30 protein-coding genes are annotated in these 25,382 nt (G+C 68.4%); 13 read left to right on the forward strand and 17 right to left on the reverse strand.

Features of this window, described 5'->3' with window-relative positions:
• Positions 1 to 30 precede the first annotated feature (30 nt).
• On the forward strand, positions 31 to 735 hold the full coding sequence (locus OHB24_RS00145) for a TetR/AcrR family transcriptional regulator (RefSeq protein ID WP_327636833.1): 705 nt from the start codon (positions 31 to 33) through the stop codon (positions 733 to 735).
• 73 nt (positions 736 to 808) lie between these two features.
• Here the strand turns inward: OHB24_RS00145 and OHB24_RS00150 are convergent, their stop codons facing one another.
• From OHB24_RS00150 to infC, 7 genes are all read right to left on the reverse strand, one after another.
• Positions 809 to 2,746 (reverse strand): hypothetical protein, encoded by a 1,938-nt coding sequence (locus tag OHB24_RS00150; protein WP_327636834.1) that lies wholly within the window; start codon positions 2,744 to 2,746, stop codon positions 809 to 811.
• Positions 2,736 to 3,305: a hypothetical protein gene (locus OHB24_RS00155; RefSeq protein WP_327636835.1), complete on the reverse strand. Its 570-nt coding sequence runs from the start codon at positions 3,303 to 3,305 to the stop codon at positions 2,736 to 2,738. The genes OHB24_RS00150 and OHB24_RS00155 overlap by 11 nt, the downstream gene beginning before the upstream one ends.
• A 64-nt stretch (positions 3,306 to 3,369) precedes the next feature.
• Positions 3,370 to 4,269, reverse strand: coding sequence for a CehA/McbA family metallohydrolase (locus tag OHB24_RS00160; protein WP_327636836.1), 900 nt, complete (start codon positions 4,267 to 4,269; stop codon positions 3,370 to 3,372).
• Positions 4,266 to 5,069 carry a TrmH family RNA methyltransferase gene (locus OHB24_RS00165; RefSeq protein ID WP_327636837.1) on the reverse strand — a complete coding sequence of 268 codons (804 nt, stop codon included), beginning with the start codon at positions 5,067 to 5,069 and terminating at the stop codon, positions 4,266 to 4,268. Before OHB24_RS00165 ends, OHB24_RS00160 begins: the two co-directional genes overlap by 4 nt.
• A gap of 29 nt (positions 5,070 to 5,098) precedes the next feature.
• Positions 5,099 to 5,491 (reverse strand): 50S ribosomal protein L20, encoded by a 393-nt coding sequence (gene rplT / locus OHB24_RS00170; RefSeq protein WP_130383712.1) that lies wholly within the window; start codon positions 5,489 to 5,491, stop codon positions 5,099 to 5,101.
• A gap of 83 nt (positions 5,492 to 5,574) precedes the next feature.
• Complete coding sequence (rpmI, locus tag OHB24_RS00175) at positions 5,575 to 5,769, reverse strand: 50S ribosomal protein L35 (protein ID WP_130383713.1); 195 nt, start codon at positions 5,767 to 5,769, stop codon at positions 5,575 to 5,577.
• 83 nt (positions 5,770 to 5,852) lie between these two features.
• Complete coding sequence (gene infC / locus OHB24_RS00180; RefSeq protein ID WP_272948921.1) at positions 5,853 to 6,530, reverse strand: translation initiation factor IF-3; 678 nt, start codon at positions 6,528 to 6,530, stop codon at positions 5,853 to 5,855.
• Positions 6,531 to 6,824: 294 nt separating this feature from the next.
• Here infC and OHB24_RS00185 point away from each other — a divergent pair, with 294 nt between their 5' ends.
• Together OHB24_RS00185 and OHB24_RS00190 are read left to right on the forward strand one after the other, a co-directional pair.
• A complete protein-coding gene (locus tag OHB24_RS00185; RefSeq protein ID WP_327636838.1) occupies positions 6,825 to 7,205 on the forward strand; it encodes a DUF1844 domain-containing protein in 381 nt (126 codons plus the stop codon).
• A 34-nt stretch (positions 7,206 to 7,239) separates the two neighbouring features.
• Positions 7,240 to 8,217, forward strand: coding sequence for an aldo/keto reductase (locus tag OHB24_RS00190; RefSeq protein ID WP_327636839.1), 978 nt, complete (start codon positions 7,240 to 7,242; stop codon positions 8,215 to 8,217).
• Here the strand turns inward: OHB24_RS00190 and OHB24_RS00195 are convergent.
• Entirely contained in the window at positions 8,202 to 8,576 is a 375-nt protein-coding gene (locus tag OHB24_RS00195; protein ID WP_327636840.1) for a MerR family transcriptional regulator, read from the reverse strand. The genes OHB24_RS00190 and OHB24_RS00195 overlap by 16 nt on opposite strands.
• Positions 8,577 to 8,629: 53 nt before the next feature.
• Between OHB24_RS00195 and OHB24_RS00200 the strand changes: the two genes are divergently transcribed.
• Together OHB24_RS00200 and OHB24_RS00205 are read left to right on the forward strand one after the other, a co-directional pair.
• Positions 8,630 to 9,490, forward strand: a complete 861-nt coding sequence (locus tag OHB24_RS00200; RefSeq protein ID WP_327636841.1) for a phosphotransferase enzyme family protein — start codon at positions 8,630 to 8,632, stop codon at positions 9,488 to 9,490.
• A gap of 116 nt (positions 9,491 to 9,606) precedes the next feature.
• Entirely contained in the window at positions 9,607 to 9,987 is a 381-nt protein-coding gene (locus OHB24_RS00205; RefSeq protein WP_327636842.1) for a hypothetical protein, read from the forward strand.
• A gap of 50 nt (positions 9,988 to 10,037) precedes the next feature.
• Here OHB24_RS00205 and OHB24_RS00210 read toward each other — a convergent pair whose 3' ends face one another.
• Genes OHB24_RS00210 through OHB24_RS00220 form a run of 3 tightly spaced genes read right to left on the reverse strand, consistent with a single transcriptional unit; the run spans position 10,038 to position 13,119 of the window.
• Positions 10,038 to 10,949: a carbohydrate ABC transporter permease gene (locus OHB24_RS00210; protein ID WP_327636843.1), complete on the reverse strand. Its 912-nt coding sequence runs from the start codon at positions 10,947 to 10,949 to the stop codon at positions 10,038 to 10,040.
• The gene (locus tag OHB24_RS00215) at positions 10,946 to 11,824 is read right to left on the reverse strand and encodes a carbohydrate ABC transporter permease (protein ID WP_130383720.1); all 879 of its coding nucleotides are present in this window, start codon (positions 11,822 to 11,824) and stop codon (positions 10,946 to 10,948) included. Before OHB24_RS00215 ends, OHB24_RS00210 begins: the two co-directional genes overlap by 4 nt.
• Positions 11,824 to 13,119, reverse strand: coding sequence for an ABC transporter substrate-binding protein (locus tag OHB24_RS00220; protein ID WP_327636844.1), 1,296 nt, complete (start codon positions 13,117 to 13,119; stop codon positions 11,824 to 11,826). Before OHB24_RS00220 ends, OHB24_RS00215 begins: the two co-directional genes overlap by 1 nt.
• A gap of 84 nt (positions 13,120 to 13,203) precedes the next feature.
• Between OHB24_RS00220 and OHB24_RS00225 the strand changes: the two genes are divergently transcribed.
• Entirely contained in the window at positions 13,204 to 14,220 is a 1,017-nt protein-coding gene (locus OHB24_RS00225) for a LacI family DNA-binding transcriptional regulator (RefSeq protein ID WP_327636845.1), read from the forward strand.
• Positions 14,221 to 14,269: 49 nt separating this feature from the next.
• A complete protein-coding gene (locus OHB24_RS00230) occupies positions 14,270 to 15,436 on the forward strand; it encodes a glycoside hydrolase 5 family protein (RefSeq protein WP_327636846.1) in 1,167 nt (388 codons plus the stop codon).
• On the opposite strand, the gene OHB24_RS00235 is transcribed toward OHB24_RS00230, so the two are convergent.
• Positions 15,433 to 16,149, reverse strand: coding sequence for a TetR/AcrR family transcriptional regulator (locus OHB24_RS00235; protein ID WP_327636847.1), 717 nt, complete (start codon positions 16,147 to 16,149; stop codon positions 15,433 to 15,435). The two genes, OHB24_RS00230 and OHB24_RS00235, sit on opposite strands and share 4 nt — an antisense overlap.
• A gap of 141 nt (positions 16,150 to 16,290) precedes the next feature.
• On the opposite strand from OHB24_RS00235, the gene OHB24_RS00240 reads away from it, so the two are divergent.
• Genes OHB24_RS00240 through OHB24_RS00250 form a run of 3 tightly spaced genes read left to right on the forward strand, consistent with a single transcriptional unit; the run spans position 16,291 to position 19,940 of the window.
• Positions 16,291 to 16,716 (forward strand): DUF1707 SHOCT-like domain-containing protein, encoded by a 426-nt coding sequence (locus OHB24_RS00240; RefSeq protein WP_327636848.1) that lies wholly within the window; start codon positions 16,291 to 16,293, stop codon positions 16,714 to 16,716.
• On the forward strand, positions 16,713 to 17,474 hold the full coding sequence (locus OHB24_RS00245; protein ID WP_327636849.1) for an ABC transporter ATP-binding protein: 762 nt from the start codon (positions 16,713 to 16,715) through the stop codon (positions 17,472 to 17,474). The genes OHB24_RS00240 and OHB24_RS00245 overlap by 4 nt, the downstream gene beginning before the upstream one ends.
• Positions 17,475 to 17,477: 3 nt before the next feature.
• Positions 17,478 to 19,940: an ABC transporter permease gene (locus tag OHB24_RS00250; RefSeq protein WP_327636850.1), complete on the forward strand. Its 2,463-nt coding sequence runs from the start codon at positions 17,478 to 17,480 to the stop codon at positions 19,938 to 19,940.
• A 66-nt stretch (positions 19,941 to 20,006) separates the two neighbouring features.
• On the opposite strand, the gene OHB24_RS00255 is transcribed toward OHB24_RS00250, so the two are convergent.
• Positions 20,007 to 20,519 (reverse strand): SseB family protein, encoded by a 513-nt coding sequence (locus OHB24_RS00255; RefSeq protein WP_327636851.1) that lies wholly within the window; start codon positions 20,517 to 20,519, stop codon positions 20,007 to 20,009.
• Positions 20,520 to 20,608: 89 nt separating this feature from the next.
• Here OHB24_RS00255 and OHB24_RS00260 point away from each other — a divergent pair, with 89 nt between their 5' ends.
• Both OHB24_RS00260 and OHB24_RS00265 read left to right on the forward strand, forming a co-directional pair.
• Positions 20,609 to 21,097 (forward strand): hypothetical protein, encoded by a 489-nt coding sequence (locus tag OHB24_RS00260; RefSeq protein ID WP_327636852.1) that lies wholly within the window; start codon positions 20,609 to 20,611, stop codon positions 21,095 to 21,097.
• Positions 21,084 to 21,758 carry a uridine kinase family protein gene (locus OHB24_RS00265; protein WP_327636853.1) on the forward strand — a complete coding sequence of 225 codons (675 nt, stop codon included), beginning with the start codon at positions 21,084 to 21,086 and terminating at the stop codon, positions 21,756 to 21,758. Before OHB24_RS00260 ends, OHB24_RS00265 begins: the two co-directional genes overlap by 14 nt.
• 150 nt (positions 21,759 to 21,908) lie before the next feature.
• Here OHB24_RS00265 and OHB24_RS00270 read toward each other — a convergent pair whose 3' ends face one another.
• The 3 genes from OHB24_RS00270 to OHB24_RS00280 are packed head-to-tail and all read right to left on the reverse strand — an operon-like array spanning position 21,909 to position 23,952.
• Complete coding sequence (locus tag OHB24_RS00270) at positions 21,909 to 22,352, reverse strand: globin domain-containing protein (RefSeq protein ID WP_327636854.1); 444 nt, start codon at positions 22,350 to 22,352, stop codon at positions 21,909 to 21,911.
• Positions 22,353 to 22,399: 47 nt separating this feature from the next.
• Positions 22,400 to 23,614, reverse strand: coding sequence for an RNA polymerase sigma factor (locus tag OHB24_RS00275; protein WP_327636855.1), 1,215 nt, complete (start codon positions 23,612 to 23,614; stop codon positions 22,400 to 22,402).
• A gap of 2 nt (positions 23,615 to 23,616) precedes the next feature.
• A complete protein-coding gene (locus OHB24_RS00280) occupies positions 23,617 to 23,952 on the reverse strand; it encodes a YciI family protein (protein ID WP_327640996.1) in 336 nt (111 codons plus the stop codon).
• A gap of 89 nt (positions 23,953 to 24,041) precedes the next feature.
• Here OHB24_RS00280 and OHB24_RS00285 point away from each other — a divergent pair, with 89 nt between their 5' ends.
• Positions 24,042 to 24,926 (forward strand): aldose 1-epimerase family protein, encoded by an 885-nt coding sequence (locus tag OHB24_RS00285; RefSeq protein ID WP_327636856.1) that lies wholly within the window; start codon positions 24,042 to 24,044, stop codon positions 24,924 to 24,926.
• Here OHB24_RS00285 and OHB24_RS00290 read toward each other — a convergent pair.
• Positions 24,904 to 25,377 carry a PH domain-containing protein gene (locus OHB24_RS00290; RefSeq protein ID WP_327636857.1) on the reverse strand — a complete coding sequence of 158 codons (474 nt, stop codon included), beginning with the start codon at positions 25,375 to 25,377 and terminating at the stop codon, positions 24,904 to 24,906. The genes OHB24_RS00285 and OHB24_RS00290 overlap by 23 nt on opposite strands.
• Positions 25,378 to 25,382 lie beyond the last annotated feature (5 nt).

Below are 25,382 nucleotides of genomic sequence, written 5' to 3' on the forward strand. Positions count from 1 at the left end.
CGGTGTGCGAGTCCTTTGTAGGATGGACTCATGAAGGACTGGATCTGGACCCGGGAACGCAAGGCGGCACCCGCGCGCGAAACGCTCAGCCGGGATCAGATCGTGGCCGCGGCGATCACGCTCCTCGACTCGGAGGGCGTCACCGGGCTGAGCATGCGGAAGCTGGCCACCCGGCTCGGCTCCGGCGCGACCAGCCTCTACTGGTATGTCGACACCAAGGACGACCTGGTCGACCTGGTGATCGACGAGGTCTGGGGCGAGATCGACATACCCGAGCCGGAGCTGGCCGGGTGGCGGGCCGGTGCGCTGCTGTTCGGGCACAGCCTGCGGTCCGCCGTACTGCGGCATCCGTGGCTGCCCGAGGTGATGTACACCCGCCCGAGCATCGGCCCGAACGCGATGTCGATGGGCTCCCGCGGCCTGGTCCTGTTCGGGGCCGCCGGCTTCTCCGAGCACGAGATCGACCTCGCGATGGGCAGCGTGATGTCGTACGTCCTCGGCACGGTCAGCGCCGAGGTCGCCACCCGCGAGATGGTCCGCAAGTCCGGCCGATCGGAGGAGAACTGGGTCTCCGACATGCTGGAACAGGCCCAAGCCGTGGCCGGCGAATACCCGGAGATGCAGAAATCCGTCCGCCGCCGCACCTCGCTGGACCTGGACTCCGGCCTCACCGAAAACTTCGTCTTCGGCCTCGACGCCCTCCTCGACGGCCTCCAGTCCCGCGTCAAGAAGTAATCCCGAACCACGGCTCCTTGCGCATCCCGAAACGTGAAGCCGACCTCGTCGTACGCCGGCCCCCGACCCAACGTCAACCGCGCCCGCCGCGAGTCCCGAAACGGTGCTGACCAACGGAACCTCGCCGTAGGTGGTCCGGTCGCGCCGCGGCTACACGCACCTGAGCCAGAGGCGGATTCGGCCCCGCGAATTTCTGATGGTGGTGGACGACCCAGTCGGAATCCTTGAAGTGAGCCGACAGCTTCCGCCCGAGGGCAGCTTCGTCGAACGGCCCGGTGGACTCGAAGACGCCGAGAGACAACGGCCGGTTGAGTCTGTCCTCCCACCGCCTGCCCCAGTCGGCGAGATGAGGCAGCGCGCCACGAACAGCCTGCTTGTCGAGGAATCCGTGACCGCCCATGAAGTCCCCGCCGTAGCGGTTTCCGTGATGCTCGCGCCAGTGGGCGCGGGCGGCTCGGACCGCGGCAGTGCTGTTGATGTCGAGGTCGTAATCGCTCGGCTCCGACTCGAGACCGAGCCGGTACATGGCGTCGTACGGACGACGCAGCGGGCGGTTGCCGTCGCTGCCGAACCATTCACGCATCCGGTCCTGGGCCTCCGGCTTGCCCACCAACTCGGCCTCCGTGGGCAAGGTCTTGCGCGGGCCGGAGAAGAAATCGGCGGCGGTGCCCTTGAGCCTGATGTCGACCTGGGCCGGGTCGATCCGGTCCTGCTTGAGCGCGTCCAGCATCTCGCCGGCGAACTGCCGGTACAGCCTGGGCGTCAGCCCCATCGGGGACTGACCGGTGACCATCCAGCGCAGGTGCTGCGGGTCGATCCGCAAGAACTCGAGATCCCGGCGGGCGATGCTGTAGCCGGAGTCGTCACGCAGCCACCACGACGGCGCTTCCTCGACGCCGTCGAGGATCCGTCCGATGCGTGCATCCAGCGGATCCGGTGCGGTCAGCCGCGCCGCGACGATGTGCGGCCGCCGCCCCGAACCGGCCGCAGGTGTCGTCTCGGGGATGGTGGCAGCGCGGTTGCTTCCGAGCGCCTGACCCCGCGGTTCGGGACCAGGCGCCGCGGACCGGTCCAGCTCGCCGATCCGCGGATCCGAAACGATGCCGTCGACCACGGCCCGAGGGTCGCCGGGCAGTTTCACCCACCTGCTCTGGCTCGGGAGTCCCATTCCGGTCATCGGCAGCGACACGATGTCTTGCGCCGAGTGCCTCGCGGCAAGGATGACGCCAGGTTCCCGTCGCTCCTTCAACCAGTCGGCGATCACCTGACGGTCGGGCGACCAGCTCGCCAGCGGCCGCTGCGGAGCTTCGACGACATTCCCGAGGCTGTCCTCGCCGGCCCACGGCGGCCGCTCCGCACCCGTCGGCCAGATATGTGCACGGTACGAGATCAGTTCGGTGATCCCGCGAGCGTGGAGTTCCTCCTGGGTCATCGTGTACTGGGTCCGGAGGAAGTCGGTCAGCGCATCCCTGTTGTACCTGAGCTCGACGTCCACCTTTACGCGCGTCTCGCGGTCCAGCTGCGACTCCCGTACACCCTGCAGCCCGAACTCGTCGCGGGTGATCTCCTGCAAAGCCAGCGTCCGGGCGTTGTTGCTCGAGCCGTAGGACCAAGCGCCCATCAACTCGCTGGTCGCGATCATGCGGACCAGTCGCTCGGCCTCGTCAGTGTCCATCCGGACGGCTCGGTGCGCGGACGGCCGATACTTTTCGGAGCGGAGCTCGTCGATGTGCAGTACGTCGGCGCCCATCGACGGATGGGACTCGTTGTGTGTGACCAACATGTACCGGCCGTCCCCCAGACGACCGGGCATGTCGCTGCCGACGATCAGGCCCGTCGCGGCCAGCGTCAGCTCGAGTGTGGACGAGCGCATCCGCGCAGCCAGCGCCTCGACCGCGGTGGTCGTGGCCTGCGACGTAGCGATGTTTTGGTCCGTCAACAGCGATTGACCGAGAAGCTCGAGGTTCCGCCGTTCCGGTGATCCAGGTGGCGGTATTGCGTTAGTGGCCATCGAGGAACTCCTGTGCCTCCCGACGGAGCCGGGGTGAAGCCTCCTTCCAGACCAGGGTGTGCATCAGGGCGCGCAGCTTGACGTCCTTGACCTCCCGCGGCGCGTCATGGGGCACACGGAGATACCGCCACACGAGGTCCAGTTCGTCCGGCAGATCCCAGTCGAGGTCGAACGCGGACGTCGCGGCGACCTCCGGATCTTCGGGGATGATCAGCACCTCGTCGGCCTTGGCCGGGGGCTCGATCTCGACAAGTTGGAGACCTAGGTGGTCGATCGCGGCGCGGAACGCGCCGCGCTGGGTCTCGACGAAGGGTGCCGACGGCTTGTCTCCCGTCGTCTGGAAGAGGGTGAACACCCAGGCATCGTCATCCATGCCTGCCAGGTCCAGGACGAGCTCGACACCCTGCTCGTCGGTCAGTGTCCGGTGCGCGAGGCTGTCTTCGGCGGCCGGCCCTTCGGTGCGCGGGCCCTCGGTCAGAGCGAACGTCTCACGAAGCCAGGTCACGTCATCTTCGGAGAGCTCGCCGATGGAGAGAGCTCGGAGCACGGGCCACAGCATGCTGGAAGTCCTTTCGTCAGCAGTACGTGACGAAAGGTTTTCACACCGGAGGCAGTCGGTGACTTCAGTTATCCACAGGCAGGTGGATCGGGTTGGTCCAGGCTCGGGCGCCGGTGGGGTCTTCGACGGTGATGCGGCAGTGGGTGTTGCGGAACAGGTGCAGGGGGAAGGTGCACTCGGTGAGGTTGGTGCCTTGGGCTACTTCGGCGCCGGGGTGGCCGCCGGTGAGGAGGATCTTGGTGGCGGGTGAGCAGTGGACGGTGATCTCGTCGCCTTCGATGCGTACGTCGTACAGCTCGGGGCCGGTGCTGGAGTAGAAGTGGCCGGCCTTCAACGCGGTCAGGAGTGCGTCCGGGTCGAGCGTTTCTGCGCGGACGTGGATCCAGGCCTGGCAGGGTGGCGGGTCCTGGGGTTGCAGGTGGGCGTCGTCGGCGGCGTACGTCGTCAGTCGGTGACCGCGGTTCAGGAGGACGTCGGTGAGGTGCCAGCTGTCGCCGCGGTTCTCGCGGTCGGCCAGAGCGTTGTAGACCTCGACCGAATGAGCCGCGTCCAGGCTCTCGGCATCGACGGCCGTCAGCAGCGACGCCGACGGATGCGCCATACCGACCCAAGCCCCGGCGGCCCGCGCGCGACGCGCCAGCTCAGGCCCGGTCTCCGTCTCCCCCGGCGCCGCGAAATCCAGTGGCAGTCCGACCGCCACGATGTGCCACGCCTGCCCCGCCTCGGTCCGCGGCGCGTGCAACTCGGCGCCGATCAGCGTGGTGAACCCGTCCGACCGCAGCTCCCGAGTGTCCGTCATCGGGAACCCGTACTCCGGGCGGAAGTGATCGGTGATCGCCACGAAGTCGTATCCGGCGTCCCGATAGACCTGCGCGGTCTCGGCCGGGGACAACGCCCCGTCCGACAGGTTCGAGTGCGTATGCAGGTTCCCGCGCCAGAACCGTCCCGGCAGATCGAAGATCAACGACGTTGCTCCCGGGCTGAGGCGTACAAGCAGATCGCGGCGGCAGTGGCCAGGTTCAGGGACTCGGCGCGGCCGTAGATCGGGACCTTCACCGAGTGGTCGACGAGGGCGTTGATGCCGTCCGGCAGACCGTGCGCCTCGTTGCCGAACAGCCACACGGTCGGCTTCGCGAGCGTGCCGTCGTCGATGCAGGTGTCCAGGTCCGTCGCGCCGTACCCGTCGGCCGCCAGCACCTGCAGGCCGTGCTCACGCCAGGTCTGCACGGCCGCGACGATATCGACGTCGGTGCTGATCGGCACGTGGAAGATGCTGCCGACGCTGGCCCGGACCGCCTTCGGGTTGTGCGGGTCGACGGACTCCGACGTCAGTACGACGGCATCGGCGCCGGCCGCGTCCGCCGTACGGATCAAGGTGCCGACGTTGCCGGGGTCGCGGACCTGGACGCCGGCGGCGACGAGCTTGAACGAGCTGTCCGGCAGCGGAACGGTCACCAGCGAGCAGACCGCGACGACCCCCTGTGAGGTGACGGTCTCGCTCAGGCTCTCGACGGCGGCGCGGTCGACCTCGAACCACGGGACACCGGCCGCCACGGCGAGGTCGTAGAGGTCACGATGCCGGGTCGCCAGCGCGGGTTCGGCGTACACCTCGATGACGAGCTCGCGATGTTCGAGCGCCTCCCGGACGGCCTGTGGGCCTTCGACCAGGAACCGTCCGGTCTTGCGCCGGAACGCACGAGTGGCGAGCCGCCGGGCCTGTTTGATCCGCGCGGATTGCGCGGTCAGCAGACCGGGACTCGCCACTTGAGTGCTTACTTCAGGGGTGCTGCGGCTCAGGCCGCGGCGTCGCTCTTCGGCGCGTTCACGTCGGTCGGCAGGGCGGCCTTGGCCAGCTGCACGAGCGCGGAGAACGCGGCCGGGTCGTTGACGGCGAGGTCGGCGAGGATCTTGCGGTCCACCTCGACCTCGGCCAGGCGCAGACCCTGGATGAAGCGGTTGTAGGTCAGGTCCTCGGCGCGGACCGCGGCGTTGATGCGCTGGATCCACAGCTTCCGGAAGTCGCCCTTGCGCGCCTTGCGGTCACGGTAGGCGTAGACGAGCGAGTGGGTGACCTGCTCCTTGGCCTTGCGGTACAGCCGCGAGCGCTGGCCGCGGTAACCGCTGGCCTGCTCGAGTACGACCCGGCGCTTCTTGTGGGCGTTGACTGCCCGCTTCACGCGTGCCATGAGGTGTTACTCCTTGTATTTCTGCGCCGGAGACAGGATTGCCCACGCGGCGGGGGATGTTCGGGAGGGGCGAGGCGAAGGCCTCAGATGCCGAGAAGCTTCTTGGCCTTCTTGACGTACGCCGGGGCGACCTCAACGGTGCCGGACAGGCGGCGCTTGCGCTTCGAGGACTTCGCCTCGGCGAGGTGGCGGACACCGGTCTGCTCACGGCGGATCTTGCCCGACCCGGTGACCCGGACGCGCTTCTTCATCCCCGAGTGGGTCTTCATCTTCGGCATGGCTGTTGTGCTCCTGATTTTCTTCGTTGACTCGATCGTCGGTACGACGGGCTCCGGCTGCCTCGGGCGGCCGGAGCGTTCCGTCACTCCGGGTCGAGGTTGTCGGCCGGACCCTTCGGCTTCTTCGTGACGCCGGCTGCACGTTCGGCCTCGTGGGCCTGAACCTGCTCGGCGCGCTCCTGGCGCTCGGCCTCTTCGTCGGCCTCCCGCGCGGCCTTGCGCTCCGCCTTCTCGGCTTCCACGTCCACGCGCGCTTCGGACTTCTTCTTGTGCGGTCCGAGCACCATGATCATGTTCCGGCCATCCTGACGCGGCGACGACTCGACGAAGCCGAGCTCGGTCACGTCTTCGGCCAGCCGCTGCAGCAACCGGAAGCCGAGCTCCGGCCTGGACTGCTCACGACCGCGGAACATGATGGTGATCTTGACCTTGTCCCCAGCCTTCAGGAACCGCACCACGTGACCCTTCTTGGTCTCGTAGTCGTGCGGGTCGATCTTCGGCCGCAACTTCATCTCTTTGATGACGGTGTTGGTCTGGTTCCGGCGGGACTCGCGCGCCTTCTGCGCGGTCTCGTACTTGTACTTGCCGAAATCCATCAACTTGCAGACCGGAGGCCGGGCGGTCGCGGCGACCTCGACCAGGTCGAGATCGGCTTCCTGGGCCAGCCGAAGTGCGTCCTCGATCCGGACGATGCCTACCTGCTCACCGTTCGGTCCGACCAGCCGCACCTCGGGAACGCGGATGCGCTCGTTGACGCGCAAATCAGTGGTGATGGGTCCTCCTGGGTTGAACTCGTACTGGCTGCCACCTCGCGATCACCGCGGGCCCCTAAAAACAAAAAAGCCCTCGTGCGATCACACGAAGGCCCAATTCCCAGATGTACGACGTCCCAACCCCTCAGGGAGGTACGTCGTACTGTTGACCGGGACCCGCCGACTGTTCATCGACTGGGTGGGAGGTGGCCCTCCGCTTGGACTCGAACCACTGACGGTCCTGAACTATTCCGCTCAGGGGTCACCAATGGACCGGGTCGGTCGCCATGCAAGAGTAGCAGCATGACCGACGCAGATGCCACCTCACAGCCTGACCCCCTCTCGACCGCGTCCCGCGACATCGCCGAGGTCCCCGCCGTGGAGATCATTTCCACCGCCGCACTGCACCTGATGAGCGCCGCCGCCGTCAACCTCGGCCTGGCCGCGGACCTCCCGGATCACAAGGACCTCGACGAGGCCCGCTCCCTGATCGACTCGCTGGCCGGCCTCATGGACGCCGCCGCCCCCTCGCTCGGCCACCACCACGCGGCGCCGTTGAAGGACGGACTCCGCTCCCTCCAACTCGCGTTCCGCGAGGCCAGCACGATCCAGGACGAGGCCGGCCAGGGCCCCGGCGAGAAGTACACCGGCGCGGTTTACCCCTCGGCCAAACAAAGCTCTTGAGCTGGAGCGCGCTCCAGCTCATAGCGTCGGGGAAATGGATTACAAGAATCTCGGAACGACAGGTCTGAAGGTCAGTGAGCTCTGCCTCGGCGCGATGATGTTCGGCGACCGGACGGACGAGCAGGACAGCCGGAAGATCCTGCAGAAGTTCACCGACGTCGGCGGGACGTTCATCGACACCGCCGACGTGTACGGCGCCGGCGCGTCCGAGGAGGTGCTCGGACGCTGGCTGAAGACGCAGCAACGCTCCGACTACGTCATCGCCACCAAGGTCTGGGGACGGGTCGGCCCGCGGCCCACGGACCACGGACTGTCCCGCAAGCACATCCTCGACGCGGTCGACGCGAGCCTGCGGCGCCTCGGCACCGACTACGTCGATCTCTACCAGCTCCATCTCTGGGACGACAGCGTGCCGCTCGCCGAGTCGCTGTCGACGCTGGACGGCCTCGTGCGGGCCGGCAAGGTCCGCTACATCGGGGTCAGCAACTTCCGTGGCTGGCAGCTGCAGAAGGCCGTCGACCTGTGCGCGCAGAACGGCTGGGAGCCGCTCTCCAGCCTCCAGCCGCTCTACACCTTGCTGGACCGGTCGCCCGAGTGGGAGCTGCTGCCGGTCTGCAGCAACGAGGGCCTCGGCGTCATCACCTGGTCTCCCCTGCGTTCAGGCTGGTTGTCCGGAGCGTTCCGGCGCGGCATGACCGCGCCGCCCGTGGACAGCAAGGTCTCCACGCCTGGCACCCATGCGTGGGACCGCTATGCCAACGAGCACACGTGGCACGTGATCGACGAGCTGACGGCGGTCGCGGCCGAGACCGGTCGCACCCTCCCCCAGGTCGCCGTCCGCTGGCTGATGCAGCGTCCTGGCGTGACCGCACCGATCATCGGTCCGCGGACACCGGAGTACCTCGACGATCTCCTCGGCGCCGCGGAGTTCTCACTCGCGCCGGAGCACCAGGAGCGTCTCGAGGTCGCCAGCCGGCCGGAGTCGGTGCCCTATCCCTACTTCTTCGACTGAGCCGCGGCCTCGCTGTAGTACGCGATCTTGTCGTTCAGTACGTCGAGCGCGACGTTCATCTTCGCGATCTCACCGTGCAGGCGGGACCGGTGCTCCTCGAGCAGCTCGACCACCCCGGTCGGGCCGCCCGAGCGGTCCCGCAACCGGCCCATCAACCGCTGCAGGTCGCTGATCCCCAGTCCGGCGTTGCGCAGGCACACCAGGAGCCCGACCCAGGCCACGTCGTGGTCGCTGTAGACGCGGCGTCCTGCGGTCGTCCGGTGTACCGGACCGAACAATCCGAGACGCTCGTAGTAACGGAGGGTGTCGAGACTGAGACCGGTGCGCTCGGAGGCCTCGGCCGGTGCGAACGTAGTCATACGTTCCATCTTGCGTCCTGGAGTGCACTCCAGGTCAACTACGGTCAGACGTTGTGACTCATGACGGCGTACCGGCTCCCGTGGCGAAACTCGATGCGCGGCAGTTGCTGCGAGACGTCAATCAGGCAACCGGCGCGGGCCTGGAGTTTCTCGGCCAGGCGGCGGCGGGTCAGGTGGGTGCGGCGTTCGTACGCTGGCCGGACGGGCGGGACGGCGTACTGACGCGCGGATTCGGTTCCCTCGACGACCTTCGGCGTACGGCGGAAGTTCTCAAGGCAGCGCGGCGGGGCGGACTGCCCGTCCCGCAGTACCAGCTGCTTGCGGACCTGCCGGACGGCGTCGGCGTCGTGCAGGAGCGGCTGCCGGGCAGGCCGCCGGAGACCGTCGACCGCACGTTGCTGGAGGCGCTGATCAAGCTGACCGAGCGATTCACCGGCCTGGCGCCCGATCTGCCGGTCCCGTCGATGTACCTGCTCGAGAGCGGTCCCGGCTTCTGCCTGCACGAGTCTCTCCAGCGGTACGACGACCGCACGCGGAGGCTCCTGAGCTGGATCCACGAGGTCGGCCGGGACGAGCCGAGCGGCATGATCGGCGACGACCTGGTGCACCTCGACTTCCACACCGGCAACGTGCTGACCGATGCCGGAGGGATCACCGGAATCGTCGACTGGGACGGCATCGGCCGCGGCGACCGCCTGTTCGCGCTGGTCACTCTGCGGTTCGACGCCCACGTCCGCCTCCCCGACGCAGACCTGACCTGGTTCGACGAGCTCCTCGAGACCACCTTGGCACCCGCCGTACTGCGCCTCTACTGGGCCCACATGTCCCTACGCCAGGTCGACTGGTCCATCCGCCACCACACCCCAGCGGACACGGCCGACTGGCTGGACTTCGCCGAGACCCGGGTGGGCTGACAACCCGTTTCGGGTGACGCCGAAATGCTGTCGACCGGGGTCCCGACGGCCCGGTCCGCGGATTAGCTTCGGTGGTGGGTCTTCACTCGGGGGACCCTTGAAATTAAGGGGAATCGATGCGTAAGTTCGCGATGTCTGCCGTTGGGATCGCCGCCGCCGTGATCGGTACGGGCGTGGCTCTGGCGCCGACTGCCAGCGCGGCAACGGATGCGGTGGAGGCGACCGCGGGGACGATGGCGACCTGCCCGTCGGGTGCGGTGTGTCTGCAGGAGCCCAACGGCAGCATTCTGAGCAAGAACATCTGGTACAGCTACGGCGCGCACAACCTGTCGAACGTGGTCGGCACCAAGGTGCTGATCAACAATCAGACCGGTGGCGCGGGCTTCGCCGTCTGCAAGGGCTACAACGGTACGGACTGCTCGTCGGTGGCGCGCTACACCGGCCCGTCCGTGCCTTGGGACTTCACGCCGATCAACTCGATCCTGCTCGTGAGGTAGATCGGCAACACGCAACCGGCTCCGACCGCTACAGGTCGGAGCCGGTTGTGTCAGCCCTTGACGGCGCCTTCCTCGACGCCCTTGAAGAAGAAGCGTTGCAGGGTGGCGAAGACGATGACGATCGGGATGAACGCGATCATCGTGCCGGCCGCGATCAGCCGCGGGTTGTTGCTGAACGTGCCGGACAGGTACTGCAGGCCGACGGTCAGCGTGTACTTGTCGGGATCGGTCAGCACGATCAGCGGCCAGAGGAAATCGTCCCAGGCGCCGATGAACGCGAAGATCGCGACCACGCTGATCGTCCCGCGCACCGACGGCAGGCCGATGTACAGGAACCGTTGCCACGCGTTCGCCCCGTCCACGACCGCGGCCTGATCGACTTCGATCGGCAACGACCGGAACGCGTTGTACATCAGCAGCACGTTCAGCGCACCGATCATCCCGGGCAGCGCGACACCGAAGAGCGTGTTCGCCAGCCCGAACTCCCGGACCGTCACGTACTGCGAAATGATCGTGACCTCACCCGGCAGGACCAACGTCGCCAGAAACAGACCGAGGACAATCTTGCGGCCACGGAACTGCAGCCGGGACAACGCGAACCCGGCCAGCGACGCGCCGATCACGTTGCCGCCGACAACCAGTACGGCGACCACGAGCGAGTTCCGCGCGTAGTCCCAGACCGGGATGGTGTCGGTGACCGCCTTGTAGTGGTCGAACGTCGGCTGCGCCGGCAGCAGCCGCGGGATCCGGGTGTAGATGTCCTCCCCGGACCCCTTCAGCGACGTCGACAGCTGCCACAGGAACGGCCCGATGGTGATCAGCAGCACGAACACCAGCAGCACGTACCGCGCGACCTTCTCCCGCGGCGACACCGAGTTGAACCCGGACGAACGACGTCGGCGTACGGGCTTCGGCGCCTCGGGAGCGACGGCCGGCCGCGCCGGATCGGTCACAACACTCATGCTTCGGCTCCCCGGCGGTTGAGACGGGCCAGCACCAGCATCGGTACGACGGTGACGAAGAACAGCACGATCGACAACGCCGACGCGTACCCGAGGTTGCCCTCGAAGCCCTGGCTGTACTGCTGGATCAGCATCACGACCGAGTTGTCCCGGCCACCCGGGCCGCCCTTGCCGCCGCTGAGGATGAACAGTTCGGAGAACACCCGCAGCGCCGAGACCGAGATCAGGATCGAGATCAGGATCATCGTCCCCCGGACGCCGGGCACGGTCACGTGCACGAACCGCCGCAACGGTCCCGCACCGTCGACCGCGGCCGCCTCGTGCAGCTCACGCCCGACGTTCCCGAGGGCGGCCAGGTAGATGATCATGTAGTACCCGAGACCCTTCCAGATCGTCAGGCTGATTGCGCTGAGCAACAACAACCACTGGTCGGACAGGAACGGCAGCGGCCCGGAGATCACCCCGAGCTTCTCGGCCAGTCCGTTGACCAGGCCGCGATCGTCCAGGATCCACTGCCAGATCAGCGCCACCACGACCGCGGACGCCACCACCGGGGTGTAGAACGCGGTCCGGAAGAACGTGATCCCGGGCAGCTTCTTCTCCACCAGTACGGCGAGGAACAGCGGCAGGACGGTCAGGAACGGCAGACAGACCACCATGTAGATGACGCTGTTCAGCAGCGCCCACCGCAACTGCTCGTCGTGCAGCAGGGTCTCGAAGTTCTTCAGCCCGACGAAGTGGCCGCCGCCGATCGGTTTGGCGTTCGTGAACGACAGGATGACGGTGTTGATCGACGGCCACAGGTTGAAGACCAGCAACCACGTGAGTGCTGGAATCACCAGCACCCACGGGGTGAACCAACGGTTGTACCGCATTACTGCGTGAGGAGCTGGTTGGCCTTCGCCACCGCCGCGTCGAGGGCTGCCTGGGACGAGATCTTGCCGGAGATCGCCAGCGAGATCTGCTGCCCGATGAAGTCGTTGGTCGCGCCGCTGATGACCGGCGGTGAGAGCACCTTCGCCTTGGCCAGCGACTCGAAGGCGAGCACCTTGGCGTCACTTTCCGGCGTACCGTCGGACTTCGAGAAGTACGGGTCGGAGGCGGAGGCCTTGGTGGACGGGAAGATGTTCACGATCTTCGCGAACGCGGCCTGGTTCTCGGCGTTGGTGACGAACCGGGCGAGCGCGATCGCCGCGGCCTGGTTCTTGGTCTTGGCCGAGACCGACAGGCCCTGGACGTACAGCGCCGGGGTGTCCAGCGCCGGCGACGGGACGACCTTGCCCTTCAGCGACGGGTTGTCCTTCATGAAGTCCTGGATCGCGTTACCGCCGCCGGTGGTCCAGGCGACCTTGCCCTGCGTGAAGAGCTTGGAGTTGCCCAGGTACTCGTTGGTCAGGATGTCGCGCGGCATGTAGCCGGCCTTGTAGGCGTCGCGGTACTTGTCCAGCAGCGCCGCGGCCTCAGGGGTGTTGAAGGTGAACTTCTTGCCGTCGTCGGAGAGGATCTTGATCCCGGCGTTGGTGAAGTCGCCGATGCCCGGCAGCCGGCTCATCAGGTATTCCTTGCCGCCGGTCTTGTCGTGCATCGTCTTGGCGGCCGCGAGCAGCTCGTCGAAGGTCTTCGGCGGGTTCTTCACGTCCAGGCCGGCCGCGGCGAACTTGGTCGCGTTCCAGTAGTCGATGTCGGTGTTCAGGTACCACGGGTAGCCGAACGTGCCGTCCAGGCCCTGGTACTGGTACGCCTTCACACCGCCATCGACGTACTCCTCGTTCAGCTTCGGGTCCGCGGCCGCGACGTCGAGCAGCATGTTCTGCTTGGCCAGGCTGAGGGCGAAGTCGGGCGGCAGGTTCGTCACGTCCGGAAGCGAGCCGGCCGACGCCTGGCTCAGCACCTTCTTGTCGTAGCCGTCGCCCGGCTGGTCCAGCCAGGTGACGTGCGTGCCCGGGTACTTCGCCTCGAACGCCTTGATGACGCCTTCGACGTACGACGTGAACTTGGGCTTCAGCGCCCAGGTCTGGAAGCTGACCTCACCGGTCACCTGTGCTCCTGCGTCGACGGTCGGCTTGGCGCCGGCGCTGCCGCCGGAGTCCTCGGAACCGAGGCCGCAACCTGCGAGGGTGAGGGCGGCGGCGGCAAGACTTGCCACGAGCGCCGGACGGCGTCTACGCATGGGATCTCCTGGAATTGATAAACCGGTATAGCTCCCGAACTATCCACATCGTAGAATCCGCTGTCAAGGGCAGGAGGTACGACGATGGTGAGACCGACGATCGCTGACATCGCGACCAGGGCCGGGGTGTCCAAGGGTGCGGTGTCGTTCGCGCTGAACGGGCGGCCGGGGGTCAGTGACGCGACCCGGGAGCGGATCCTGAAGATCGCCGAGCAGATGAGCTGGCGGCCGCACAGCGCGGCGCGCGCGCTCGGGGCGTCGCGGGTCGACTCGGTCGGCATGGTGATCGCACGGCCGGCCCGGACGCTCGGGGTCGAGCCGTTCTTCGCGCACCTGCTGTCCGGCGTGCAGTCGGGGCTGTCGGCGGAGTCGATCTCGCTGCAGCTGCTGATCGTCGAGGACACCGCGGCCGAGATCGAGGTGTACCGCCGGTGGGCGTCGGAGCATCGGGTCGACGGCGTGATCCTGGTCGACCTGACCGTGAAGGACCCTCGGGTCGACGAGCTCAAGGCGCTCGAGCTGCCGGCCGTGGTGATCGGCGGCCGCGGCGGCAAGGGTGCGCTCGCCTCGGTCTGGGCCGACGACCGCGACGCGATGCTCTCGATCGTCGAGTACCTGGCCGCCCTCGGCCACCGCCGGATCGCCCACGTCGCCGGTACGCCGATCTTCCAGCACACACAGCGCCGGATCCGGGCCCTCCGCGACGCCGCTCCCCGGCTCGGACTGCTCGACGCACCGTCGCTGACCACGGACTTCAGCGACGCGGAGGGCGCCGCGATCACCCGGAAGCTGCTGTCCCAGTCCGATCGCCCGACCGCGATCGTCTACGACAGCGACGTGATGGCGGTCGCCGGCCTCGGCGTCGCGATGGAGATGGGCGTCTCGGTGCCCGGCGACCTGTCGATCGTCGCCTTCGACGACTCGATCCTCACCCAGCTCATGCACCCCGCACTGACGGCGTTGTCCCGCGACACCTTCGACTTCGGCCGCCAGGCTGCCGAGGTCCTCCTCGAGACCATCGCCGACCCCGCCGTCGTCGTGAACCGCCGCACTCCGGACCCGGTCCTGACGGTGCGCGAGTCCACCGCGCCTCCCAGCTGACCCGGACCGCAGTTGCTCTTCCGGCCTAAACCGATTTAGCATCCTCCGCATGGCTTCGGAGACCGTCACGCCCCGGTTCGGTGCGAACTATGTTCCCTCGGCGGGATGGTTCTACAGCTGGCTGGACTACGACCGCGACGCGGTACGGCGGGACTTCGCGGACCTGGCCGGGATGGGTCTGGACCACGTCCGAGTCTTCCCGGTCTGGCCCTGGATCCAGCCGAACCGCGCGATCATCCGCGAGCAGGCGATCGCCGACCTGCTGGACACGATCGACGCCGCCGCGGAGCACGGCCTGACCGTCGCGGTCGACCTGATCCAGGGACACCTGTCCAGCTTCGACTTCCTCCCCTCGTGGGTGTTGACCTGGCACAAGAGCAGCCTGTTCGAAGACAGCACGGTCCGCGACGGTCTCACGGCGTACGTCGAGGCCGTGGCGCGCGCGGTCGCGACGAAGCCGAACGTCTTCGCGATCACGCTCGGCAACGAGGTCAACAACCTCTGGCCGGACAGCTCCACCACGCCCGAGTCCTCGGCCTCGTGGGCGCAGGAGTTGCTGACGACGGTGAAGAAGGCGGCGCCCGACGTACTCGCCCTGCACTCGGTCTTCGACGACGCCTGGTACAAGGGCGACCATCCGTTCCACCCCGTCGACGCGGTGGACCTGGGTGACCTGACCACTGTCCACTCGTGGGTTTTCAACGGGGTCTCACGAGTGGACGGTCCCCTGGGTCCGGCCACCCTCACCCACGCCGACTACCTGATCGAGCTCGCCAGAGCCACGGCCCTCGATCACGACCGGCCCGTCTGGCTGCAGGAGATCGGCGTACCGGGACCCGACATCCCCGTCGATCTGCAGGCCGAGTTCACCCGGCGGACCGTCGAGACCGTCCTGCCGAACCCGGCCCTGTACGGCGTGACGTGGTGGTCCTCGCACGACATCGACCGGCGCCTGCTCGACTTCCCGGACCGCGAGTACGACCTCGGCCTGTTCACCGTCGACCACCAGCGCAAACCCGCCGCACAGGCCCTCGCGGACGTGATCGCCGAGGTGCAGGCTCATGGCGTGCGGCAGCTAGAAGCCACCACGCTGACCGCGCCGATCAACCTCCGCACCGAGCCGGCGCGTCGCGCGGAAGTCGCCCCCGGCAGCGCGTTCCACCTGCAGTGGGTCGATGCCCGCAGCAACGGCCCGGTACGGATCGCCCTGCCCTAAGGCGACTTGGCGATCAGTACCTCGATGCCGTCGAGGATGCGGGCGAGGCCGAACTCAAGGTCGTCGTCGAGTTCGTCCTCGTACTCCTGGTTGAGATAGAGCGACACCAGCGTCGGATACCCGCCCTCCATCAGCCGAGGAACGAGGAACTGGCCGACCTGCTCCGCCTGCACCGGCGTGCGATCGCTCGCCCCGAGCTGGCGCACCAAGCCGGCGTAGTTCCGCGCGCACCCGTCCAGCAGCATCAGGCACCCGAGGTTGTCGTGCTGACTCAGCCCGGTTTCCGCTAGCGCCGCTAGCATCACCTCGACCCAGCGCAGCAGGTTGGGCGTGATGGGCGCGCCGCGGATCGGTACGTCGAGCAGCCACGGGCGCTCGGCGTACAACTTGACCTGCGCGTCCACCCACGCGATCGCCGCCGCGCGCCAGCCGGACGGCAGCTCCGGCGGCAGCCCGACCGCCTTGTCGTGGACCAGGACGATCAGCTCTTCCTTGGACCGGACGTAGCGGTACATCGCGTTCGTCGTGACGCCGAGCTGCGCCGCGATCCGCTGCAGCGAGACCGCCTCGAACCCGTGCCGGTCGCCGAACTCGATGCCGGTGGCCACGATCTGCTCGACCGACAGCGCCGGCTTCGGCCCGCGCCGCTGCACCGGCAGCACGCCCCACGAGAGGGCGAGCCCCGGCGGCAGGTCTCCGCGGTCCTCGGTCATACCTCCCATCCTGACGTACGCCGTACGCCGCCGAACAGGGGAGCTAGGTCTACCTCGAAACGGGTCCTGAGCACCGGGACCCGAAACTGTTCAATCCATACGCTGTTTCACATCGAACCTCGCCGAAAGGACCCAGCTCCCATGTACACGATCCTCGAACCCCTCTTGATCCCCGACCAGGTGCAGCTCACCGACGCCGACCGCCGCGCCGCGATCAGCAAGCTCGAAAGCGCCGTACGACAGGCCGCCCTGACACCCTCACAGGCGAGCGACCGTCACGAGCAGGTCCTCGCGGCCCGGACCCGCGGCGAACTGCGCAACATCCTGGACGGTGTCGCGAACGCCGCCCCGCCCCGCGGGCTGACCGTGGCGCTCCAGGCCTTCACCGGCGTCTGGCTGGTCGCCTGTGTGGTCCAGTTCGTGGTCTGGCTGGCGCTGGCGGTCTTCGGTCACTTCGACGGCCCGTGGTGGCTCTGGTCGGACCTCGGGCTCGGCGCGATCGTGGCGATCCTCTGGTGGATCAACGAGTCCTACCACCGCAAGTCCGACGTACTGGTCGCACCGTGAACGCGCCCGTACAACTGACTGACGTCCGCAAGGTCTACGGCACCGGCCCCGGCGCGGTCGACGCGCTGGCCGGTGTGACCTACGACTTCGTCGCCGGCAGCTTCACCGCGGTGATGGGCCCGTCCGGCTCCGGCAAGAGCACACTGATGCACTGCGCGGCCGGCCTCGACACCCCGACGGCAGGTGAGGTCCAGCTGGCCGGACAGTCGCTGCGCGGCCTCGACGAGACCTCGCTGACCGAGCTGCGCCGCGAGCACGTCGCCTTCGTCTTCCAGTCCTTCAACCTGATGCCGGCGCTGACGGTGCGGCAGAACGTCGTACTCCCGATGACGCTGGCCGGCAAGCAGCCGGACGACGCCTGGGTGACCGAGGTCATCCAGGCCGTCGGTCTCGGCGAGCGCGTCAAACACCGGCCGAGCGAGCTGTCCGGCGGCCAGCAGCAGCGGGTGGCGATCGCCCGGGCCCTCGCCGGACGGACCGCGATCACGTTCGCCGACGAGCCGACCGGCGCGCTGGACACCACCACCGCGCTCGAGGTCCTCACGCTGCTCCGCGACCAGTCCCGCCGGCTCGGTCAGACGATCGTGATGGTCACCCACGACCCGGTCGCGGCGTCGTACGCCGATCGTGTCGTCTTCCTCGTCGACGGCCGGATCGTGTCCGAGTTGCGTCCAGGGGCCGTCCACCCCACCGCCGAGGCCGTCGCCGCTGAGCTCGCCCAGCTGAGCGCCGGCCGCCTCTCACCCACGGAGAGCTGACCCATGTTCCGCCTCGCCGTCACCACCTTGCGGTACCGGACCGCTGCCTTCCTCGCGATCTTCGTCGCGGTCCTGCTCGGCGGGGCGCTGCTCAGCGCCGCCGGCGGCCTGCTCGAGACCGGGCTGCGCCTGAACGCCCCACCCCAACGACTGGCCGCGGCCCCGATCGTGGTCACCGGCGACCCGGCGTACCACCCACCGAACGGCAGCGGCTCCGCCGCCTTCCCCGAACGCCACCGCGTCGACCCCGCCCTGCTCACCAAGCTCACCACCACGCCGGGCGTCGCCAAAGCGATCCCCGATCGCTCCTTCCCCGCCATCATCACCTCGACCAACGCGGGCAGCGGCTTGCTCGCTGGGCATGCGTGGACGTCAGCGGCGCTGACCCCCTACACGTTGACCGCGGGCCGGGCCCCCCGGGCGGGGCAGGTCGTGCTCGACCAACGCCTGACCGGCGCCGCGAAACCGGGTGACCAGGTGACTGTCACAGTCAGCGGGACGCCTCGGACCTACATCCTGGCCGGTATCGCGGTCGCCCAGCGCCAGGTCGACGTACCGCCGATCTTCTTCGCTGACGCGGACGTCCCGGACGGTGTGGACGCGATCGGGGTGTTTCCCACGGACGGTACGTCGGTACGGGACCTCGCGAAGCGGCTCGACCTGCCGACGGGTGTAAAGGCGTATACCGGGGACGAGCGTGGCGTCGCGGAGTTCTCCGGGATCGCGACCGGTCTGCCGCTGATCATCATGTCCGGCGTCTTCGGTGGGATGGTGGCCGTGGTGATGGCGCTCGTGGTCTCGGCCACGATCGGGCTGTCGGTGCGCCAGCGCCGCCGCGAACTGGCGCTGCTCCGGGCCAGCGGCGCGACCCCGCGCCAGGTCGGCAAGATGGTGATCGCCGAGACGATGGCGGTGGGTGTGATCGCGCTCGTGCTCGGGCTGCTGTGCGGCCGGATCACCGGTACCTGGATCTTCGGGATGCTGGCCGACGGCGGGATCGTGCCGCCCCAGCTGCGGCTCGACCAGGGCCCGCTGCCGTTCGCCGGCGCTGCCCTCCTCACGTTCGCCGTACTGCGGGTGACCGTCGGGTTCGCCGCGGGACGGGCCGCCCGGATCCGCCCGATCCAGGCGCTGGCCGAGGCTGCCGTACCGACGGTGGCGCTGAGCCGGGTGCGGATCGTGATCGGTCTCGTCTTCGCCGGTGCGACAGCGGCGATCGCCTTGTCCACCCCGTTCATGGGCCCGACCAACGCTGCGGCGATCGGCGGGCCGGCCGGTCTGACCGGGTCGATCGCGGTCGCGATCCTGGCACCGCTGGTGATCCAGCGGGCGTTGATCCCCCGCATCACGCGGCTGGTCGAGAAGCGCGGAACCAGCGGAACGCTCGCGGTGATCAACCTGCGGGTCCGCGCGGTCCAGTTCGGCGCGATCCTGGTCCCGATCACCATCGCCACGGCGATTGCCATCGGCAACATCTACTCGCAGACCACACAGCAGAAGGCCGCCGTCGACGCGTTCACGAAGAACCTGTCCGGCAACGTGGTGATCACGTCCACGTCGGGTGGCATCCCGGCGTCACTGACCGACTCTGTCCGGTCGATGCCGGGGGTCACCGCGGTGTCGGAGGTAGTGCGCAGCAAGGGCTGGATCGAGGAGCCGTACGACAAGTCGCACACCAGCGACGCCTGGCCGTTGCTCGGCCTGAGCGGTCCCGTCTACACGGGCAAGGTGAAGCAGGGTTCGCTGGATGACCTGACCGGTGACACCGTGGCGCTCCCGCCGGGTACGGCGAAGAAGCTCAAGGTCGGTGTCGGCTCGGAGATCGGCCTGCGGCTCGGCGACAACGCCCTGGTCAAGGTCAAGGTGGTCGCGCTCGCCGAGGGGCCGTCCGGCTACGAGTCTCTCCTGCTACCCGCGCAACTGCTCGCCGCGCACACGACCAGCGGCCTGCCCAGCCAGCTCCTGCTGAAGACCGACAACAAGCTGCACCCAGACCTGTCGAGGTGGCCGGGTACGGCGATCGGTGGACGCGAACTGCTCAGCGAAGGCCTGGACACCGGGCTCGGAGTGGACGCGTGGATCGGCTATCTGCTCGCAGCCATCGCCGTCGCGTACACGGCCATCGCGTCGATCAACACCATCGCCGTCGCGGTGCTGGATCGACGGCGTGAATTCGGGCTGCAGCGACTGACCGGGTCGACGCGGCGCGAGGTCTCCCGGATGCTCCGCCTGGAGGGCCTGCTGATCGCGGCGCTCGGACTGGTCGCCGGGCTGGTCACCGCAGCGTTCACCGTGTTCCCGATCGCGATGGCGACCCGCGGCTGGCCGATCCCGTCCGGACCGGTGTGGATCCTGGTCGCCTGGATCGCGGTCGTCCTCCTGCTGGTACTCCCGACCACGGCGATCACAGGCCGGATCGCGACGCGTCCGAAGCCCATGGACGCGCTCAGCTCACCAGTCGGCTGATCTTTCCGGAAGGAAAACGTCACCTGGCGACAAATTCTTTCCGGAAAGCGGTCGTGATCGGCCGGCTCAGCTGGTGGAGGGGTCTGAGCCGGCCGGTTCGATCCACGCGTAGCCGCCGTCTTCCAGGCGCACCACCTGGAGGCCGGCGGCCAAACGCCGTACGTCGTCGGTCTCGATCACGCCCGCGGCCGGGCCGGCGATGTCCAGCACGATCGCGGCCGCACCTTCCTGGATCGCCGCGGTGGCGACCAACTGCGCCTGGGCCGGCATCGGGCGCGCCTCCGGACTCCAGCGGGTCAGGGCCTCGGTGCCCGTGAACGCGAGCAGCGCGTTCCGCCCGTCCTGCCCCTGGAGCAGCGCGACGGCCATGTCCGACGTCTTGTCGTGCGCCAGCCCGTTCTCGTCGTACTCCACCTCGCCGAGCATCGCGACCACCGGCACCAGCAGCCGTGCCTTGGTCAGCGCCGCCAGCACCGCACCCCCGTCGCCCTCAGCGAGCGCTGCGGCCAGCGCCGGGTCAGCCGACCCGTCGTCGTTGTCGAAACCGGTGAAGGCCAAGCGCCGCTCTGGTGGTTGCACGGCGCTCATTCTCCCCGGACCGCTCTTTCAGGGGTGCGTCAGGGCTGTTCCCCTCTTGGATCACGCGCCAATTGTGCGAGCCTGGGTATGTGCCTGACTTCAACGATTTGACGCTGCTGCCGTTCTGCGTAGGCCTCACGCTGCTCGGTCTGATCGGCTCGTGGTTCGCCTGGCGGCGACGCGGCCTGGCGGCCGGCACGCGCGGTGTGGCCTGGTCCCTGCTGCCGGTCTCGCTGTACCTGACCGGTCTGCTGGAGCTGGTCTGGGACGTGGTCCGCTCCTCCGTGAGCTGGGTCACCCACCTGATCTTCTCGCCGACCGTGTGGTCCGGAGTCGCGCTGTTCGGCGTCTCGGTCGTGCTGTACGTCGTTTCCGGCGTCGCTCGCGGCCGCAGTCCGAAGGCACCGAAGGAAAAGAAACCCGCCTCGCCCGCGGGTGAGCTCACCGCCACAGGCCCCGCGCCTGCGTCGGCCGCTCCCGCCAAAGCTGCCAAGCCGTCAAAGGGGAAGGCGAAGCAGCAGGAATCGTCGGAGTTCGACGAGATCGAGGACATCCTGAAGCGCCATGGAATCAACTGACAAGGCCCTTGACCAAGGCCCGCACCCCCTGACCATCGACTCGCTGCTGGACAACGTCCAGGCCGGCGCGCCACGCCTCGGCCGGACCAGGCTGATCGGTATCGACGGCCCCGCCGGATCCGGCAAGACCACCGTCGCCGCCGCCCTCGAGGCGCGGGCGAAGGCCCGCGACCTGAACACCTACGTCATCCACATGGACGACCTGTACGACGGGTGGGCCGGAGCCGAGCGTGGATTCGCCCTGCTCCGTGACCATGTCCTGCAACGGCTGGCCGACGGCCGCGAAGGACGGTACCGCCGGTACGACTGGTACCAAAACGCGTACGCCGAGCTGCACGTCGTACCGAACACCGTGGACCTGCTGATCGTCGACGGTGTCACCGCCTGCGACCGGGACGCGGCGCACTGGCAGTCGCTGCGGCTCTGGGTCGAGACCTCGAACGAGGTCCGGCTGGACCGCGGCATCGAACGCGACGGTGAGGCCCTCCGCGACCACTGGCTGGAGTGGATGCGCTGGGAGCGCGACCACTTCGCCGATCAGGCCACCCGCTCGCGCGCCCATGTGATCGTCGACGGCGACCCGTCGACCCCCTTCGACCCGGCACTCGAACTCGTCACGAAGTCAGTGGCGCTCCCGCCTCACGACTCAGCTGCTTCCTAGGGGGTGTCTGATGGTTCCACGCCGTAGCGAGGAGGTGCTCGGTGCGGTAGCTCGGCGTGCGGGGGCGAAGGTCTCGATGCGGAGCATCGTGGCCTTTGCACCCGTGCGGCGAGGTGCCGTGCCGAGTGCCCCGCAGTAGGCGTGGAACCATCAGACACCCCCTAGCCCGTCCCACGACCACTGCGGGACGGGCTGGTCGTCGGTGATGTCGTCGGTGTGGTGGCGGTACATCGTGTTGAAGGTCGCCCAGGCGAAGTAGTCGTGCAGCACGGACCGGGTCCGCTCGTCGTCGACACCGGCCGCGATCACCGCCTCGTCGAAGCAGGCGATCGCGCGATGGTTCATCTCGTCGTGCTCGCCGTTTCCGGCGTGCCGGCGCTGCACCGACGCCTCGTCGCCGTACGCCTCGGTGTAGGCAGGCGGTCCGCCCAGCGCCTCACCCCAGTACGCCGCCAGCCGCTCGGTGTGATCCGGCCGCGCTCCGCCGTGGAACGCATGGCTGACGACCTCGTCCGCCATCACCCGCTCGTGCCACTCGGCCGCCAGCCGCAACATGCCTTCGGCCCCACCTGCCGCTTCGTAAACGGTCTCCATGCGGCCCAACGGTGCCGCAATCGCCACGACCTGACAATGGGGCCTGGTCAGATGCCCTCGAGGCGACGGCGGACCAGGTCGCGTTCGGGCTCGGAGCCGGCCAGGGCGAGGGCCTGCTCGTAGGCCGTGATTGCCTCTGGCAAACGTCCTAGGCGCTGCAGCAGGTCGGCACGGGCCAGCGCGAACGGGTGGTAGTCCTGCAGCCGGGGTTCCTCCGCAAGCTCGGCTAGCAGTGCTAGCCCCGCCTCGGGCCCGTCGCGGAGCGCGATCGCGGCCGCGCGGTTCAGCGCGATCACCGGGGACGGGTCGAGCTCCAGCAGTACGTCGTACAGCTGGACGATCTGGGGCCAGTCGGTGCTCGCGAACTCGGCGGCCTCGTCGTGGACCGCGTTGATCGCGGCCTGGACGGCGTACGGGCCGGGCGGGCCGCCGGTGAGCGCGGTGACGACCAGGTCGCGGCCCTCGGCGATCATCTCGTGGTCCCAGCGGCTGCGGTCCTGGTCCTCGAGCAGGACGATCTCGCCGTCCGGGCCGGTGCGGGCGTCGCGGCGGGCATGGATCAGCAGCATCAGCGCGAGCAGGCCGGTGACCTCGCGCGCGGCGGGGAGCAGGCGGTGCAGGATCAGGGCCAGGCGGATCGCTTCCTCGGCCAGGTCCAGGCGTTGCAGGTACGGCCCGGAGCTGGCGGCGTACCCCTCGGTGAAGACCGAATAGACCACCTGCAGTACGCCGGGCAGCCGCTCGGGCAGCTCGTCCGGGCCGGGGACGCGGAACGGGATCCGCGCCTCCCGGATCTTCTTCTTCGCGCGGACGATCCGTTTCGCCATCGTCGCGGTCGGGACCAGGAACGCCCGCGCGACCTCAGGCGTGGTCAGCCCGGCCAGGCACCGCAGGGTCAGCGCGCCGCGGTCCTCGGCGGCGAGCGCCGGGTGGGTGCAGGTGAAGAACAGTTGCAGCCGCTCGTCGGGCAGCTCGTCCCCGGCCGCGTGCGGCGTCGGGCGGTCCGCCTCGACCTGCAGGATCGCGAGTTTGGCGGCGTACACCTGGTCCCTGCGGAGCCGGTCGACCGCCTTCCGCCGGGCGGTGGTCATCAGCCAGCCGCCCGGGTTCGGCGGTACGCCGTCGACCGGCCAGCGCGTGAGCGCCGCCTCGATCGCCTCCGAGGTGACCTCCTCGGCCAGGTCGAGGTCCCCGAACCGCCGGGCTAGCGCTGCTAGCAAACGGCCGCGCTCCTCCCGGAAGACCGCCTCGACCTGCTCCATCATCAGAAGTCGGCGACCGGACGGACGATCACCGAGCCGCCGCCGCGCGATCCCGGGCACCGGGCGGCCCAGTCGAGCGCGACGTCCAGGTCCGGTACGTCGATCACGTAGAACCCGCCGAGCACCTCCCGGGTCTCCGCGAACGGCCCGTCGGTCACGGTCCGCTTGCCGTCGTTCGCGACCTCGACCCGGGTCGCGGTGACCAGGTCGGCCAGCGACTCGGACGCGACCACCACACCCGCGTCGGTGATCTCCTTGTCGAATCGCATCCAGTCCTCCGGCTCACACCCCACCGGCGCGTCCTGCAGGTCCAGCTCGCCGGCGTTGATCAGCAGCATGTACTTCACGTCGTACCTCCTGTCTGCGTGTCTACAGCATCACTACGAACGGGGTCGCCCCCGATGGACCGGTCCGTCAGGATTGGGTCATGAATGTTTTGCCTTCGGGTGAGCAATGGGTCCTTCGCGGCGGCGGGTTCGAGGGGACGGTGGTGAGTGTCGGCGGCGGGCTGCGCGAACTCACGTACGACGGGCGACCGGTCCTGCTCGCGTACGGCGAGGACGAGGCGGCGCATGCCGGACTCGGACAGCACCTGTTCCCGTGGCCGAACCGGATCACGGACGGGCAGTACACGTTCGAGGGCATCGACCAGCAGCTCTATCTGACCGAGCCGGCCAGGCAGAACGCGATCCACGGCCTCACCCGCTGGGCGAACTGGCAGCGCATCGACGACGGGTCCGATCCGTCGACGGTGGTCGCCGGGCACCAACTGTTCGGCCAGCCCGGGTACCCGCACCAGCTCGAATTACGCCTGACCTACCACCTCACCGACCGCCTGACGGTGACCGCTACCGCCACCAACATCGGCCGGACCGCAGCGCCGTACGGCTATGGAGCGCACCCCTACCTCAGCGTCGGCCGCCCGATCGACGACTGCATCCTCGAGTTCACCGCGGCCCAGCGGCTCGAGGTCTCCGCGGACCGGATGGCCCCGACGGGCCTGACGCCGGTCGACGGAACGCCGTACGACTTCCGCGAACCCCAGCTGATCGGGTCGACCTCGATCGACAACGCGTTCACCGGCCTGAGAGACGAGTGGTCGGTGTCGCTCACCGATCCGGACAGCGGCGCGCGGTCGGTGCTGACGAGTGATACGCCGTGGATGCAGCTGTTCACCGGCGAGGCGGTCGGACGTACGGCGCTCGCGGTCGAGCCGATGACCTGCCCACCGGACGCGTTCCGTACCGGTCAGGACCTCGTCGTACTCAAGCCCGGCGACTCACACACGACTAGCTTTCAGGTATCCGTTTAGGGCCGGCGCCGTGGTCGCGGGCGACCGCTGCCAGCTGCTTGGCGGCGCGGCTCGCCCGCGTACCCTCGGCGGCCTGGACCGCGAGAATGCCGATCCGATTGTCATCGGCATCGAACAACTGCAGCCACGCGTCGCCCGGCCGGAACCGCAGAGCGGTGACCTCTGACCACTGCAGCGTGTACGACTTGAACACGTTCCGGATCCGCAGCCGATCCGCGTACGCCGTGACGCGCAGCGTCGTCATCCGGTACAGGATCCACAGGATCGCCCCGAAGAACGCCAGCAGGGTGAGCCGCTGGAACCAGTCGAACGACCCACGATCCTCCGGCGACAACCGGAACCAGATCACCCCGAACACGGCGATCAACGACAACCCCATCCCGGCCGCCATACCGGCAATGATCCGCGGGTGGAACGCGAACAAACGCTCCCCTGGTTTCGTTGCGGACATGGCGG

Source organism: Kribbella sp. NBC_00482 (assembly GCF_036013725.1).
In the GTDB taxonomy this organism is placed as follows: Bacteria; Actinomycetota; Actinomycetes; order Propionibacteriales; family Kribbellaceae; genus Kribbella.

What these genes read in the sequence shown, in the direction of transcription:
- OHB24_RS00145 (WP_327636833.1), top strand. Translation starts at nt 31, where the DNA reads ATGAAGGACTGGATCTGGACCCGGGAACGCAAGGCGGCACCCGCGCGC.
- OHB24_RS00150 (WP_327636834.1), bottom strand. Translation starts at nt 2,746, where the DNA reads ATGGCCACTAACGCAATACCGCCACCTGGATCACCGGAACGGCGGAAC.
- OHB24_RS00155 (WP_327636835.1), bottom strand. Translation starts at nt 3,305, where the DNA reads ATGCTGTGGCCCGTGCTCCGAGCTCTCTCCATCGGCGAGCTCTCCGAA.
- rplT (WP_130383712.1), bottom strand. Translation starts at nt 5,491, where the DNA reads ATGGCACGCGTGAAGCGGGCAGTCAACGCCCACAAGAAGCGCCGGGTC.
- rpmI (WP_130383713.1), bottom strand. Translation starts at nt 5,769, where the DNA reads ATGCCGAAGATGAAGACCCACTCGGGGATGAAGAAGCGCGTCCGGGTC.
- OHB24_RS00185 (WP_327636838.1), top strand. Translation starts at nt 6,825, where the DNA reads ATGACCGACGCAGATGCCACCTCACAGCCTGACCCCCTCTCGACCGCG.
- OHB24_RS00190 (WP_327636839.1), top strand. Translation starts at nt 7,240, where the DNA reads ATGGATTACAAGAATCTCGGAACGACAGGTCTGAAGGTCAGTGAGCTC.
- OHB24_RS00195 (WP_327636840.1), bottom strand. Translation starts at nt 8,576, where the DNA reads ATGACTACGTTCGCACCGGCCGAGGCCTCCGAGCGCACCGGTCTCAGT.
- OHB24_RS00205 (WP_327636842.1), top strand. Translation starts at nt 9,607, where the DNA reads ATGCGTAAGTTCGCGATGTCTGCCGTTGGGATCGCCGCCGCCGTGATC.
- OHB24_RS00210 (WP_327636843.1), bottom strand. Translation starts at nt 10,949, where the DNA reads ATGAGTGTTGTGACCGATCCGGCGCGGCCGGCCGTCGCTCCCGAGGCG.
- OHB24_RS00215 (WP_130383720.1), bottom strand. Translation starts at nt 11,824, where the DNA reads ATGCGGTACAACCGTTGGTTCACCCCGTGGGTGCTGGTGATTCCAGCA.
- OHB24_RS00220 (WP_327636844.1), bottom strand. Translation starts at nt 13,119, where the DNA reads ATGCGTAGACGCCGTCCGGCGCTCGTGGCAAGTCTTGCCGCCGCCGCC.
- OHB24_RS00225 (WP_327636845.1), top strand. Translation starts at nt 13,204, where the DNA reads ATGGTGAGACCGACGATCGCTGACATCGCGACCAGGGCCGGGGTGTCC.
- OHB24_RS00230 (WP_327636846.1), top strand. Translation starts at nt 14,270, where the DNA reads ATGGCTTCGGAGACCGTCACGCCCCGGTTCGGTGCGAACTATGTTCCC.
- OHB24_RS00235 (WP_327636847.1), bottom strand. Translation starts at nt 16,149, where the DNA reads ATGACCGAGGACCGCGGAGACCTGCCGCCGGGGCTCGCCCTCTCGTGG.
- OHB24_RS00240 (WP_327636848.1), top strand. Translation starts at nt 16,291, where the DNA reads ATGTACACGATCCTCGAACCCCTCTTGATCCCCGACCAGGTGCAGCTC.
- OHB24_RS00250 (WP_327636850.1), top strand. Translation starts at nt 17,478, where the DNA reads ATGTTCCGCCTCGCCGTCACCACCTTGCGGTACCGGACCGCTGCCTTC.
- OHB24_RS00265 (WP_327636853.1), top strand. Translation starts at nt 21,084, where the DNA reads ATGGAATCAACTGACAAGGCCCTTGACCAAGGCCCGCACCCCCTGACC.
- OHB24_RS00270 (WP_327636854.1), bottom strand. Translation starts at nt 22,352, where the DNA reads ATGGAGACCGTTTACGAAGCGGCAGGTGGGGCCGAAGGCATGTTGCGG.
- OHB24_RS00275 (WP_327636855.1), bottom strand. Translation starts at nt 23,614, where the DNA reads ATGGAGCAGGTCGAGGCGGTCTTCCGGGAGGAGCGCGGCCGTTTGCTA.
- OHB24_RS00280 (WP_327640996.1), bottom strand. Translation starts at nt 23,952, where the DNA reads ATGCTGCTGATCAACGCCGGCGAGCTGGACCTGCAGGACGCGCCGGTG.
- OHB24_RS00285 (WP_327636856.1), top strand. Translation starts at nt 24,042, where the DNA reads ATGAATGTTTTGCCTTCGGGTGAGCAATGGGTCCTTCGCGGCGGCGGG.
- OHB24_RS00290 (WP_327636857.1), bottom strand. Translation starts at nt 25,377, where the DNA reads ATGTCCGCAACGAAACCAGGGGAGCGTTTGTTCGCGTTCCACCCGCGG.